Annotated in this window: 14 protein-coding genes; 3 read left to right on the top strand and 11 right to left on the bottom strand. The window is 35.4% G+C overall.

Annotated elements, in window-relative coordinates:
- The first annotated feature begins 664 nt into the window (after positions 1-664).
- Positions 665-1471, top strand: a complete 807-nt coding sequence (locus K332_RS22295) for a cytochrome c oxidase assembly protein (RefSeq protein ID WP_169727361.1) — start codon at positions 665-667, stop codon at positions 1469-1471.
- Between the two features lie 17 nt (positions 1472-1488).
- Here K332_RS22295 and K332_RS0109830 read toward each other — a convergent pair whose 3' ends face one another.
- From K332_RS0109830 to K332_RS0109845, 4 genes are all read right to left on the bottom strand, one after another.
- Complete coding sequence (locus tag K332_RS0109830) at positions 1489-2346, bottom strand: metallophosphoesterase (RefSeq protein WP_026907307.1); 858 nt, start codon at positions 2344-2346, stop codon at positions 1489-1491.
- Positions 2347-2364: 18 nt separating this feature from the next.
- Positions 2365-2952, bottom strand: coding sequence for a lysozyme inhibitor LprI family protein (locus K332_RS23265; protein ID WP_051359415.1), 588 nt, complete (start codon positions 2950-2952; stop codon positions 2365-2367).
- Between the two features lie 115 nt (positions 2953-3067).
- Complete coding sequence (locus K332_RS0109840) at positions 3068-4963, bottom strand: FtsX-like permease family protein (protein WP_026907308.1); 1896 nt, start codon at positions 4961-4963, stop codon at positions 3068-3070.
- A complete protein-coding gene (locus K332_RS0109845) occupies positions 4938-5702 on the bottom strand; it encodes an ABC transporter ATP-binding protein (protein WP_026907309.1) in 765 nt (254 codons plus the stop codon). Before K332_RS0109845 ends, K332_RS0109840 begins: the two co-directional genes overlap by 26 nt.
- 398 nt (positions 5703-6100) lie before the next feature.
- Here K332_RS0109845 and K332_RS0109850 point away from each other — a divergent pair, with 398 nt between their 5' ends.
- On the top strand, positions 6101-6763 hold the full coding sequence (locus K332_RS0109850; protein WP_051359416.1) for a FusB/FusC family EF-G-binding protein: 663 nt from the start codon (positions 6101-6103) through the stop codon (positions 6761-6763).
- A gap of 247 nt (positions 6764-7010) precedes the next feature.
- Here the strand turns inward: K332_RS0109850 and K332_RS22305 are convergent, their stop codons facing one another.
- From K332_RS22305 to K332_RS0109865, 3 genes are all read right to left on the bottom strand, one after another.
- Complete coding sequence (locus K332_RS22305; protein WP_051359417.1) at positions 7011-7814, bottom strand: arginase family protein; 804 nt, start codon at positions 7812-7814, stop codon at positions 7011-7013.
- A 152-nt stretch (positions 7815-7966) separates the two neighbouring features.
- Positions 7967-8422, bottom strand: a complete 456-nt coding sequence (locus K332_RS0109860; protein WP_026907311.1) for a hypothetical protein — start codon at positions 8420-8422, stop codon at positions 7967-7969.
- Positions 8419-8619: a helix-turn-helix transcriptional regulator gene (locus K332_RS0109865; protein WP_026907312.1), complete on the bottom strand. Its 201-nt coding sequence runs from the start codon at positions 8617-8619 to the stop codon at positions 8419-8421. The genes K332_RS0109860 and K332_RS0109865 overlap by 4 nt, the downstream gene beginning before the upstream one ends.
- A 217-nt stretch (positions 8620-8836) precedes the next feature.
- Here K332_RS0109865 and K332_RS0109870 point away from each other — a divergent pair, with 217 nt between their 5' ends.
- The gene (locus K332_RS0109870; RefSeq protein WP_026907313.1) at positions 8837-9397 is read left to right on the top strand and encodes a CBO0543 family protein; all 561 of its coding nucleotides are present in this window, start codon (positions 8837-8839) and stop codon (positions 9395-9397) included.
- Between the two features lie 83 nt (positions 9398-9480).
- Here the strand turns inward: K332_RS0109870 and K332_RS0109875 are convergent, their stop codons facing one another.
- The 4 genes from K332_RS0109875 to K332_RS0109890 all read right to left on the bottom strand — a co-directional run bounded on the left by K332_RS0109875 (position 9481) and on the right by K332_RS0109890 (position 13090).
- Complete coding sequence (locus K332_RS0109875) at positions 9481-10131, bottom strand: SDR family oxidoreductase (protein WP_026907314.1); 651 nt, start codon at positions 10129-10131, stop codon at positions 9481-9483.
- A 159-nt stretch (positions 10132-10290) separates the two neighbouring features.
- The gene (locus tag K332_RS0109880) at positions 10291-10500 is read right to left on the bottom strand and encodes a heavy-metal-associated domain-containing protein (protein WP_026907315.1); all 210 of its coding nucleotides are present in this window, start codon (positions 10498-10500) and stop codon (positions 10291-10293) included.
- A gap of 85 nt (positions 10501-10585) precedes the next feature.
- Positions 10586-11080 (bottom strand): Dps family protein, encoded by a 495-nt coding sequence (locus K332_RS0109885; RefSeq protein ID WP_051359421.1) that lies wholly within the window; start codon positions 11078-11080, stop codon positions 10586-10588.
- Positions 11081-11191: 111 nt separating this feature from the next.
- Entirely contained in the window at positions 11192-13090 is a 1899-nt protein-coding gene (locus K332_RS0109890; RefSeq protein WP_036688602.1) for a heavy metal translocating P-type ATPase, read from the bottom strand.
- Positions 13091-13137: the final 47 nt, after the last annotated feature.

The following is a 13137-nucleotide window of genomic DNA, read 5'->3' on the forward strand; positions in this document are numbered from 1 at the left end:
TCATTTTATCGGAGAACCTAGTTCGAAATGATGTATAGGAGCATCTTGCACATCATTTTGCCGGAGAACCTAGTTCGAAATGATGTATAGGAGCATTTTGCACATCATTTTGCCGGAGAAGCTGGTTCGAAATGATGTATAAGAGCATCGTTCACATCATTTTGACGGAGAACCTAGTTCGAAATGATGTATAAGATCATCTTGCACATCATTTTGACGCCAACATGGTTCAAAATGATGTATAAGAGCATCATTCACATCATTTTGACGGAGAACATGGTTCGAAATGATGTATAAGAACATCATTCACATCATTTTGGCGGAGAACCTAGTTCGAAATGATGTATAAGATCATCTTGCACATCATTTTAACCGAAGCCATTTAGGTTCACAACTTATATTATTAATAAAGTTACCGCACAGTTTCCATCAACTGTGAAAGTGAAAAGAGTATATCTTTATGAAAACAGCCAAATAAAAAATGGTTCATACGTTCCTTTTAACAAAACGCAAAAACCATTCTTCTATTAAAATAGCTAATAATAACGGTAATAATCCACTATCGATTATTTTTTATTATAATTTACAATTAGAAACATATAATATAGAGTTATGTGAAATATGGGTACATCTTTGGCTTTATTACAACTGGAAAGAGATTTCCATGTTTTATGAGGTAATGCTTTTAGGGAATTTGATATGGAATGTTCCATTACTTGTTTTTCTTATTAGTATTTCCATTGTATATTCTTTTGTTCTATTTACAAATATAAGAATATACCATAAAAAACCGTTGTTCTTTTTTCTTTCCTTGATTTTACTCCAACTACTTATTGGTAGCCCACTTACAGCTTTTGGCCATCTTTCCTTCAGTATTCATATGATACAAATGAGTATTCTTTTCTTTATTATCCCACCTTTACTATTGGCAGGAATCCCTAAGGTACTTCTAGAACTCACATTTAAGTTACCCTTAGTAAAAAAGATAAGTAAACTGTTTCTCTCTCCAATGTTAGCTTTATTTTTGTTTTCCTTATTATTTTTTCTATATCATGTACCGGTGATTTTAGGAAGTATCTCGCAAAGTACATTCTTGCACAATGGATTTTTAGTTTTATTGTTCATTCTATCCATTCAAATATGGTGGCCAATTGTTTCACCTGACCCAAAACAGAGATTCTACAATGAACAAAGAAAAAGGTATCTTTTTTTAAATGGGTTTATTTTAATGCCTGCATGTATATTATTTATTTGGAATGGAATATTTGATAATGTACAGAATCCCTTTATGAATCAGGTGACAGCACTAATGTGTTTACCGCCTCAAGCTGACACTACTAATTTACTTCCTTCCCTTTTTAGCACAAAGTATGACCAAATTCTAGGTGGCGCTTTAATGCTTGTCATTCATAAATTTAGCCTAATTCATCCAATTCGCCCCACAAATCCCTTAGAAGGCGATGTGGATTAACTTCAAGCGGTCCTACCCTATATCCCCCTTATTTGAACCAAACTCATCTGGCTTTGATTCCAGAACCTTAACGGTGCAACACTAGTACCTAATCCACTATCAATATAAAGATACTGCTCCCCACCAATCTTAAATATTCCTTTATCCAACTCTGGGAAAAATCCTTGATCTGGAGCCACTACCGCTCCAATCAAAGGAATCCTCACCTGTCCCCCATGCGTATGTCCACTTAATATCAAATCGGCAGGAATATCCTGATACTTTTCTATTACACCAGGTGAATGGGAAAGCAGCACAGTATAAAAATCCCTATTCACATTATCGAATGCTAGACTCATATTTTCATGATTAGTAGATTCATTATCAATTCCAACTAGATTAATAGTAGCTTCTCCTAGCGTGACTTGGGTGTTCTCATTATTTAACATGGTCACTCCTCGTTCTTCAAGACCTACTAATAATTCTTCCATATATATATTTTCCCACTCATGGTTACCTGTGACGAAAAAGGTATTTGGATTTATTACTTTTAATTCCTCAACTAGTGAAAAAACATTAGAAAAGTCCGTTGTCTTTCTATCAACTAAGTCTCCTGTAAGCACGATTAAATCAGTATCTATCTTCTTAACCGTTTCTATTAATTTTTCATTATTACCACCAAAGACTTTATTATGTACATCACTAATTTGTAAGATAGAAATTTCAGAACCTGTTGGGATTTTGTTCGTTTGGAACTCGACTCTGTTTACTTTGAAAACGTTGGTATCATAAATGACTTTACCTGCAGTACTAAGGATGAATAGGATGCCAAGGGCAAAGACAATTCTTTTTTTGTATTTTCTAAAGTAAGTAAACTCCTTATTTTTTCTTGGCATACTAAACATCTCCTTTTTTTAACCCATGTAGTTTTCAACCAGCTCATAACTTCTTTCTTTCGTCCACTTTGTGAGTGTTGCCGAATAGACAAATGGCTGTATGGATCCACCTTTATATTCATCTGCGGCCGCATCTGCTGCTGCATCTCTTTCTTCCATCCATTTACGTTGCTCTACTCGTAATGTATCCATTTCTTCTTTAGATAACTCTTCCTCGAGTACACCGTATACTTCATTCAGTGCAGCATCCCATTTTTTGTAGATTTCATCTTGGGCTTGATTCATCTCAGATTGGTTCCCATTTTCTACGATTTCCTCTAACTCTGCTAAATCAGCTTCGACATCCTTTAATTTCTGTATGTAAATTTCCTTCTTGTTCACTGTCCCATCTTCAGACAGAGTGGTAGTACTGGTTTCTTCCACATTATCCTTGTTGGCAACAGTCTCAGACTTGTCCTCTCTGTCTTCTGAGCCCACTTCCTTCTCTCTGTCTTCACTCACTACTTCCGTATCTGTTGTTACATCCTCTTTATTTGGTGAAGCATCCTCATTACTACATCCAACAATGAGAAGAAAGGGTAAAATTAATAACAGTAATTTCTTCATGTATCATTCTCCTCCCTTAATAGTAAAATCCTCTTCATTGTAACAAAATTTACCAATTTTCGACAACTTCACCTTACAACCAAACAGAAAAGGCGGCCATACATAGCCGCCTCTCTTAAGATATTGCACTCTTTAATTGCTTTACATAAAAGTATCGTACAATTAAAAAGTATATAATTTGGATTACAGCGAAGCTTCCTAAAACGAGTGAAGATTCCATCGTTAAGTCATAATTAAATAAATGAGATAATGCTGTAAGTGCGACAGCTCCATGGACTAACGCCACAACAATTGGCGATAGAAATAGAAGTGCGATTTGTCGGTTGACCACTTTTTTCAATTCAGATTGTGTGAGACCTATCTTAGCAATTGCTTGAAACTTACGCTTATCCTCATCCAAGTCCGTAAACAAACGGAAATAAAGGAAACTTCCAGCGGAAACGAAGAAGACAATTCCTATGAATAAGCCAATAAATAGAATCGGTCCATAGGCTTTATTGATTTCGTAAATGGTATAATCGACTGCGAACACTTTATGTGGGACCTGTTCTTCTATTTTTCTTCCTGCTTCAATGATTGGATCGTTTTCCACATTATCCGCTTGCCAGGCAGCACTCATATCGCTTCTAATCGGATTGCCAAGTTGGTCATAGATAGTGTCATTCACAATATAATAACCATTTATTTCTGTTAATACTTCCGATTCAATGACTTGTGTTGGTTTAACTTTTTGTCCGTTCTCTAATGCAATAGGGGTCTGTATTAAGGTTTCACTAGCCTTTGCCCCATCCATTAGGATTGCACTACTCTGTTCTACTACAATCACTTCATTTTTATTTGGTTGAATTTCCTTTTCACCAATCAATGCGGCGAAACGATTGTAGTCTGATGCTTTGACGATCAAGATTCCACTATCATCATCCATGACATCAAAGTAATGAAGATCCATCATTTCCATCTTTGTCTCCACATTTTCTTCCTCTAAGACAGAATTAATCGTACGAATATCCTGTGATATAACCTCTTCACTATCTCCTAAGAATGGATGATACGTATACGTATATGCATTGACTTGCTTAACTCCTGTGGTTAGATAAGATTGAAATCCATATAATGTCCCAATTGCACTAAAGGCAACTGTAGAAATAATTGCTACCATGAAGAATGTTCTTGCATTATCCTTCATTCGAAATGATAAGTCAGAGAACAGTAGCATATTCGTTTTCCGCCAAAAGATTGGCTTATTATTTTTTAACCTTCGAATGATATACACACTCAATTGTGTAAATAACAGGTACGTTCCAAGTGTAACAACGACAATAACCGGTATCAATGCAAAGACAACTTGCACACCTTTTACATACAAAGCAGTACCATATCCCGCAATCAGTAATAATGCGGCTAATACTGCCAAAATAACAGAAGCTTTTGGCTCCCCTTTAGATTTTTTATCTCCTTTAATTAAATCAATCAGTTTTTTCGTACGAAGAATAAATGATACAAAAACCGAGATAAAGAAAAATAAGATAATAAAACTGATAAAGGTTACAACAATCGCTAATGTTGGAAAGTAAAAATTAAGTGATTCATTGATAATTAATACATTCTCTGCAATTAATAGAATAGCCTTTGCAAATACTAATCCGGCTAATATACCACCAACTGTCGCAACAAAACCAATCAATATATTTTCCAAAAATACCATGAGACGAATTTGCCCACTAGATGCACCTTGGATCATTAATAAACCAAACTCTTTCTTTCTGGATTGTAAGAAGGAACTCATGGAATACAAAACAAAAAAGAAAGAGAACACATAAATAATTCCACCAGCTACAGCCATTCCAAATAGCGCATTTTCATTAATCGAGCCACCAGAAAAAGCAGGATGAAAAGCAAAAATGGCAAAAGTAAAGAATACCATTACTGTAAACATACTGCTTAGGAAGTAAGCAATATATAGTCTTTTATTACGTAAAACGTTGTTAAACGCGAATTGACGAAAAGTCATTGCCATCTCCTCCCATCAATGACAGCATATCTATTATTTTCTGGAAAAATGCTTGTCTACTATCACCACGATGAATTTCCGAGTGTAGTTTCCCATCACGAATAAAGACAACCCGATCAGAATAGCTTGCTGCTTGTGGATCATGGGTTACCATTAATAAGCTTGTTTTTTCCTGTTGATTAATGGTAACAAGCATTTCCATTACATCTTTTGAAGCTTTTGAATCCAGGTTTCCAGTTGGCTCATCAGCTAGGAGTAATTTTGGTTCATGAATCATCGCACGTGCTATCGCTACCCGCTGTGCTTGACCACCGGATATTTCATATGTCCGTTTATTCATAATCCCAGAAATACCAAGACTATTAGCAAGCTTATTTGCCTTCTCTTTCATTTCTTTCACACGCGCACCGTCCAATGTCAATGGCAAAACAATGTTTTCTTCAACAGTCAATGTATGCAATAAATTAAAATCTTGAAAGATAAAACCTAACTCATTTCTACGGAATTTTGCTAAGTCATTTTTCTTTAGCTTATGAGGATTTTTCCCTTCCATTTCTACCTCTCCAGTTGTTGGTGCATCAATGGTAGAAATAATATTGAGTAAGGTAGTTTTTCCACTTCCAGATGGTCCCATTATGGCCACAAATTCACCTTTATCGATTTCTAAATTAATATCAGTTAGGGCTCTGTAAGCAACTTTGCCCTCATAAATTTTACTAACCTTTGTAAGTTTAAGCATAATTGTTCTCCTCTCTTCCACAGCTTCTAGTAACAGTATATCCTGAGTGCTTTAAGAAGAACCATCGATTTTCCTTTCAATAACCTTACATGGATGTAAGGTTTGGAATATAAATGGTGCCTGTCACTTCCCGAAATTTGTCGAAATCTCGGCATATTTCATGGGAGTGACAGGCACCATATAACCGTTGTATAATGCTAGTAGGTTGGCTTGGAGGTGATAGAAATGGCGAAAATGTGTACACATCAGCCAATAATTGTAACGACTCATGCAAAGCCAGTTATTAGAGGGCGAAACTTTGTATGAGATAATTTGATACAATCGCCTAATTCATTTCTGATAATTGGCTTTATACCTTGTTATCGTATCGGTATTAAAATAATGAGGAGCTAACAGAAATGACAAAAGAGATGAATATACTTTTAAAAAACATTCCATTCCTAAGACATGATCAGTACAACTTTATTAAATTTCAAATAAAAAACATTCTTCATGCCTATGCAACAACTAAGGATGAAGGGGTAATTTACACCGTTAAGTTAAGTTCATTGGATAAGATTTTTTCTTTATTTACAAATCTTAATGAGAGTCAAGTGGCACTATTGTCAAAGGTTGTCGATATAGAAGAGCATTATCAGGCGGATTCTTTGTTAACTGAATTAAAATCCTATGTAATTCCATTTAGAAATACAACAGAAAAAACAATAACCAAACTTTTTCCAAAAGTAAAGAAGTTAAAAGCCCCGGATCTAAAAACTATTGATTTTAGGGAAATATCGTATATTGGTTGGTATGATATTCGCTCAGAAAGAAAGTTTCTTGTAGCAGACTACAATGGAGAATTAATAGGAATCCAAGGTACTTTTATGAAAAGCATTAAAGGTATCTGCTCATTATGTAATAGTTATGAAGAAGTTGGATTATTTACTGCTAATGTTAGGTCGGGAAAAGAAACGTATACAAATCGTGGAAATTACATTTGTGCAGACAGTGATAATTGCAACCAAAATCTTACCTCATTAGAAAAATTGAAGAAATTCATCGAACTATTAAGTAACTAACTTGTTAGCGGCGTCACCCCCTTCTACGAATTGGGTAGTGACGCCCTTTTAAAAATCAATAATCAAAAGATAGGCTAAGGCTATAAGAGGAATGCTTCCAAAACTTACTTAATAATGGACAAATGGTTAATAATATATGTATATAAAAAAAAGTGACAGAGCCCATGTAGCGGTCTCTGTCGCTTCTAGTTTAATCATTTAATTAACATTATGGGATAGTTCATGAATGTCACCTTCCTAATTACTTTTATGCATGCAGTAATTTACGACGTCTCTCCGCATTACGAGTCCACAGTTTTACATATTCCAGGATCACTCCATTAGTCCGATTATTCTTTATAACCGCTAATTTAGTGTCATCAAGATACTCATTCGCAGGATTTATCGGGTACTCCCCACAAACATCTACTCCAATAATGTCTTTGAATTGAATGAGTGCCTTAACCATTTTCATCATTTGTTTTAGTTGGAGTGAACCATGGTCCCATCCTGTTAAAGCGTCTTTTTTATTGAGGACGTCTTTATCCATGCTTATATACACAGATTCAGTGGAGATATTCTTAATAATTGATTTGGTGATAGTTGTCAGATCTGATTGTAGCGAGTTTTCGGTGTATAGTACAACTCTGTTATGTATCGAGTCAGGAATATGGTGGATTGCTTCTTCGCTCACACCAATAATGAATACTTTTTTCAGCATGGGAAGATGTTGGAGTGATTCCAATACCCACGAGCCACAGGAAATAATATTGTCACTCGGACTTGGAAGTGTATCAGTATGATGGTCGAACAGAACCAAGGTGTATGGTTTGTCGATCTTAGCTTGGAGTACATAGGACATATAGTGGTAATTACCGCTTCCTAAAAAATAAATTCCATTCACGTTTAGCTTGTTAATTTTTTCTGCAATTTGTCTTAAACTATCCTTCTCACAAAACAGACTAATATTAGGCATAGATTCATAGTCAATCCATTCATACTGATTGTTTTGGTAAAAGTTTTGTGTTCTGTAAGCCCCATCAAAATTGAATAAGGTTACATTGCTTTTCATTTTATTTTTCCTCCCGTTAAATTTTTGTAAAAATTTATACTATTATTATAGCATTCTATTTGGACTTTCTGGGAAATGAAGTCTATACAAATTCTTACAATATACTCTGCTAAAGAAATGTAGCCTAGTTCATGACGAACTAGGCTACAAGATTACAATAATTCCCTATTCTTTTTATAGGAACGTTTTAAAGAAATGAAGCTTGTAAAAAACCATAATACTCCAACAACTAGTAATAACCCAATAAAATCTATCCATTCTGTATTGTTAGCTGGGAATCCAACAATAAGTAGATATAATAACGCGTAAATTACTACAATTCCACCTATTTTGTTCAAAATACGTTTTATCTCTTTTTTATATGCTGTTTCTGTAGCAATATCTGTATATTCGATACCAGATAATATATACCTTCCCATTACATAAAAAAGAAAAATAGCTATTGGGATTAGTAATGCTAATCCCGTATTCATTGGATAGAACTGATTACAGATTACCATTACAACTAATGAAAGCAAAAGAAGGATTGCCCCTTCCGATAGAAAATACAACATTCTTTTTTCCTTATATTCGTCACTAGGTATAAAGAAAGCAAGCCATGATTTCATTTATTCTCTACCTCCCAAAATAGTTCATCTAACGTTTTATTTAATTCCTTCGCTATGGCAATACAAAGTTGAAGACTTGGATTATATTCGCCTTTCTCAATGAGTCCAATTGTTTGCCTAGTCGCTGCTACCCTCGTTGCTAATTGCTCCTGTGTCAGCGACAGGCTCACCCTTGCTAATTTCACATTATTTTTCATATATCCACCTACAATATGCAAGATATTTATTACTTTATGTAATATATATATGTCATTATGTTAATTATATATTACATTGTGTATATAAAGCTGTCAATAGAAATGATGAAAATTTAAAAAATACAGGCATTCAAGTAACGCTCTGTTAACTGGCTAATTTATTAATTAGATGGCAATACTGAATGGAATAAACTAACCGAATGGAGATGGATTATTAATGGATAAATGGGAAGTTTATGATGAAGTAAGACGACTTCAAATGGAATTAGTAAAAGTTGATATAGAAGGCTGGTATAATAACGAGTTTCTCACATGGCAATGGTGGATCTTGCTAATTTTACTCATAGGTCCATGGATTGTATTTCTATTGTTATATGATCGGAATAAGATCGTTTCTACCATGTTAGTTGGAATGATTGTAGCTCTTATTACTCTTACTTTTGATGTCTTAGGAAGTGATATGAATTTTTGGGGTTATCCCATAGAACTGATAAGCCAGGGACCTGGGGCGTTACCCTTTGATTTGGGTATTGTAACGGTTACTTATATGATGATGTATCAACAACTTACCAAATGGAAACGGTACATTTCCGGTTTAATTATTATGACACTATTTTTTGCTATTATCGGAGAGGGATTATCCGAACTGTTAAATTTATATAGAAGGATTGAGTGGAGAACAATTTATTCAATTATATATTATTTAATGGTTGGGATTGGAGTTAAATGGTTTGTGGATAGGCTTGTAGGGATAGAGAAAGAATCAAAAAGTAGTTAGATGTTAGGTATAATCACAAACTAAAAATTCAATTGCATGAAAAGCGAACAGATACCTTACCTGTTCGCTTTACTAGTTTTAGTTCAATTTACACTTTTTAGTGCTTCTTCAACTGAAATCTCACCAGACATCAAACCAATTGTCTTCTTATACGTCTTCTCTTCATCCAATGAAGCAACAACCGCTCTTGCCACATCTTCACGAGGAATGGACGTCTTGTCGAATTTTTCCTCTACTGCTACTTTTCCTGTTCCTGGTTCATTCAATAAAAGCCCTGGCCCGAAGATTGTATAATTTAAGTTGCTTTCCACAAGCATACGGTCTGCATAATGTTTTGCAACCATATATGGCTTGATTGGGCTATCTTTCCATGATTCACGATCATATGCTTTGAATGCACTTACCATCACATAACGGTTTGCCCCAACTTTTTCCGCTGCTTCCATTGATTTCACAGCACCATCTAAATCAACTAGTAATGTTTTGTCTGGGCCTGTTTTTCCACCAGATCCAGCGGTGAAGATTACTGTATCAGTACCTTTCATTGCCTCAGCAAGATCATCCACACTACCCTCTAAATTGGCAACTACCGCATTTATACCAGACTGTTGAAGTTGTTCTGCTTGCTCTTTACTACGTACCATCGCAGTTAATTCATGTATATCACTTTCTTGAAGAAGTTTTGCAATATGTTTACCAACCTGACCGTTTGAACCGATTAAGAATACTTTCATTTTGATTTCTCCCTTCTAGGTTAATACCTACATTGTTTCAAATCGGGAAGTAATTTTCAAAGATGTTGCTTAAAAATTAGAGTTGTTGGATTGATAATCAGAAGAAGCATGTGAACCTATGTGATTCACATGCTTCTCAAATTAAGGAGAATTGAAAACTTATGCAATTACTTGATAACCCAGTTTCTCAATTGTATCTTTTAGCTCATCTGCAGTTACTAGCTCCTCGTTAAAAGTAGTTTTCACCTTGCTAGAGTTAAACATTACTTTTGCTTCATCTACACCATCCATTTTGCTTAATTTAGTTTCGATTTTTTTAATACAAGATGGACATGTAAGTGGTTCTAATTGGAATTTTTTAGTTGCCATATGGCATCTCTCCTTTGTTTTATTATACTTTTATTCTAATATGCTTTTCTGTTTCATTCCTTGACCTAGGTCAAGTTTTTACTACTTAATCTTCTTCCCCATCCAAGCTATCTTTGCCAAGGTATGCTTGTAGCATCCAAATAGTTTGATCTAGAGAATGTTTATAACCAATTAACATATCCTCCGTTACAGAATCAACCTCTTCGTTTGCTAGAGTGATAGATTTAATGGTGACATCGCGAATCGTACGGTAATCATTCACTAGATTTTCAACCATTTTTTCTGCCGGGATTTTATTATAGTATGGTTCTTCAGTGATAAAGGAATGCTCTAGGTATTCAGCCAAAGTAGAATATGGCTTCTCCCCTCTTGCTATTAAACGCTCTGCGAATTCATCGAAATATTGGTTTGCTTCGTTATATAATGCTTCAAACTTTTCATGAAGGGTAAAGAAGTGTGGCCCTTGTACATACCAATGATACTGATGAAGTTTCACATGTAAGACTCCTAGATTTGCAACGATGTGGTTCACCATAAATTCAGTTGTAGCATATTGTGCTTGAGTATGTGTTGCTGTCATATAAATCTCTCCCTTTTCTTTTGATAGTTTTACTATAATAAACATGTACCCTAAATTCCTTGATCTTAATCAAGCTTGTCTAGGATAATCTCTACAGACCTACACAATGGATTAAACGGTTTTTACTATTAAGCTCATTTCTGCTTCCATATTTTTATGGTTAAATCTTATAAGTCTCATCGCATTTAAAATTACTAGAAGGACACTTGCTTCATGGATAAACATACCCGATGCAAGATGGACAGTACCGGCTAGCACCCCAGCTAATAGGATAAAAACAATCCCCACTGCTAAGAAGGTATTTTGCTTCATATTTCGAATCGTTGCTTTTGATAGTGAGTAAGCATGGGAGAATTGCATTAATTTATCAGCCATCAGGACGACATCTGCCGTTTCCATGGAAATATCTGTCCCACCTTCGCCCATTGCGAGACCGATATCTGCTGTTGCAATAGCTGGAGCATCATTGATTCCATCTCCTGCCATAGCGACTACTCGGCCCTCAGCCTTCAGCCGCTTTACAAACTCTACTTTATTTTCTGGCAAAAGTTCTGCATGGAATTCATCAATACCTAGTTGGTTTGCAACTAGCTCGGCAGTGTGTTTATTATCACCCGTTAACATAACAATTTTCTTAATACCATTCTTCCTCATTTCGGCAAGTGCTCTTGAAGCGTCCTCTCGGATTTGGTCTGCAATCGAGAAGATACCTGCAATTTCCCCATCTATACTTGCAAAAATAGCCGTGTTTCCTGCTTTTTCCCTTTCAACTGCGTATGTGTTGACTTCATCTGAGATGTTGACTTTTTCTGCTTTCATCAGTTTTCGATTACCGATGGCTAGTATTTTCCCTGCTAATGTAACCCGGATACCGTTACCTTTAATGACTTTACTATCTTCTGGTTCCATATCTAGATTTAGGCTTCTCGCTTGTGCTTCTTTTACTATGGTTTGCCCTAAGTGGTGTTCTGAGATTGTTTCCGCTTGAGCTACCAGCTGTAAAAGTTCTTCTTCAGACTGGTTATTGAAAACTTTAATATCTGTTACTTCTGGTTTTCCTTTTGTTAACGTTCCAGTCTTATCGAAAACTAATGAGTCTACTTTAGAGAACTTATCCATCACTTCTCCACCTTTAACAAGAACCCCATGTCTTGCACCATTTCCAATTCCAGCTACATTGGAAACTGGAGCACCAATGACTAATGCACCTGGACAAGCGACAACTAGGAAGGTAATTGCTAAATGAAGATCTCTTGTTAGGATGAAAACGAGTACCGATACTATAACAACTGCTGGTGTGTAGTAATTCGCAAATTTGTTTAAGAATTTTTCCGTTTTAGATTTAGACTCTTGTGCTTCCTCAACTAGCTCAATTATTTTAGCAAACGTTGTATCGTCTCCAACTTTTTCAGCTATAATTTCAATATAACCATTATCTACAATTGTTCCACTAAAGACTTTATCGTCTAGCTTTTTCATTGCAGGTACAGATTCTCCAGTAACAGCTGCTTCGTTAAGTGAAGCATTCCCGGTAATGATTTTTCCGTCTATTGGAACCTTCCCACCAGAACGGATAATGACACGATCACCAACTTCCACATCGTCAATTGAGATAGTTTCTGTTTGACCATTACGGATTACAATAGCTTCTTGTGGTGCCATTTCGGTTAACTCTTTTAGTGAAGATCGAGTTTTTTCCAAGGTGCGTGCTTCTAGATAATCCCCGAAAAGAAATAAAAAGGTTACCACAGCTGACTCCACATATTCCCCAATAATCAATGCACCAATAACAGCAATGGTTACAAGCAATTCTATACTGAATGCTTTCATTCGTATTGCCTGATAAGCTTTGATGAAGATTGGAATTCCCGCAATTATCGTTGTTATGATTAAGATTGCTTGCCTAATATCTAAATAGCCCATGAGATTAACGATAAATGCTAGAATCAATAATCCCCCTGATATGAATGTAATTGGCTTTTTCCTTTTATTTATCCAACGAATAAACATACCACCAACTCCTTCTTTCGATTTACTTAGATCTGCAAAACGATATA

Origin of the sequence: Paucisalibacillus globulus DSM 18846, assembly GCF_000482485.1 — a bacterium.
Lineage (GTDB): Bacteria > Bacillota > Bacilli > Bacillales > Amphibacillaceae > Ornithinibacillus > Ornithinibacillus globulus.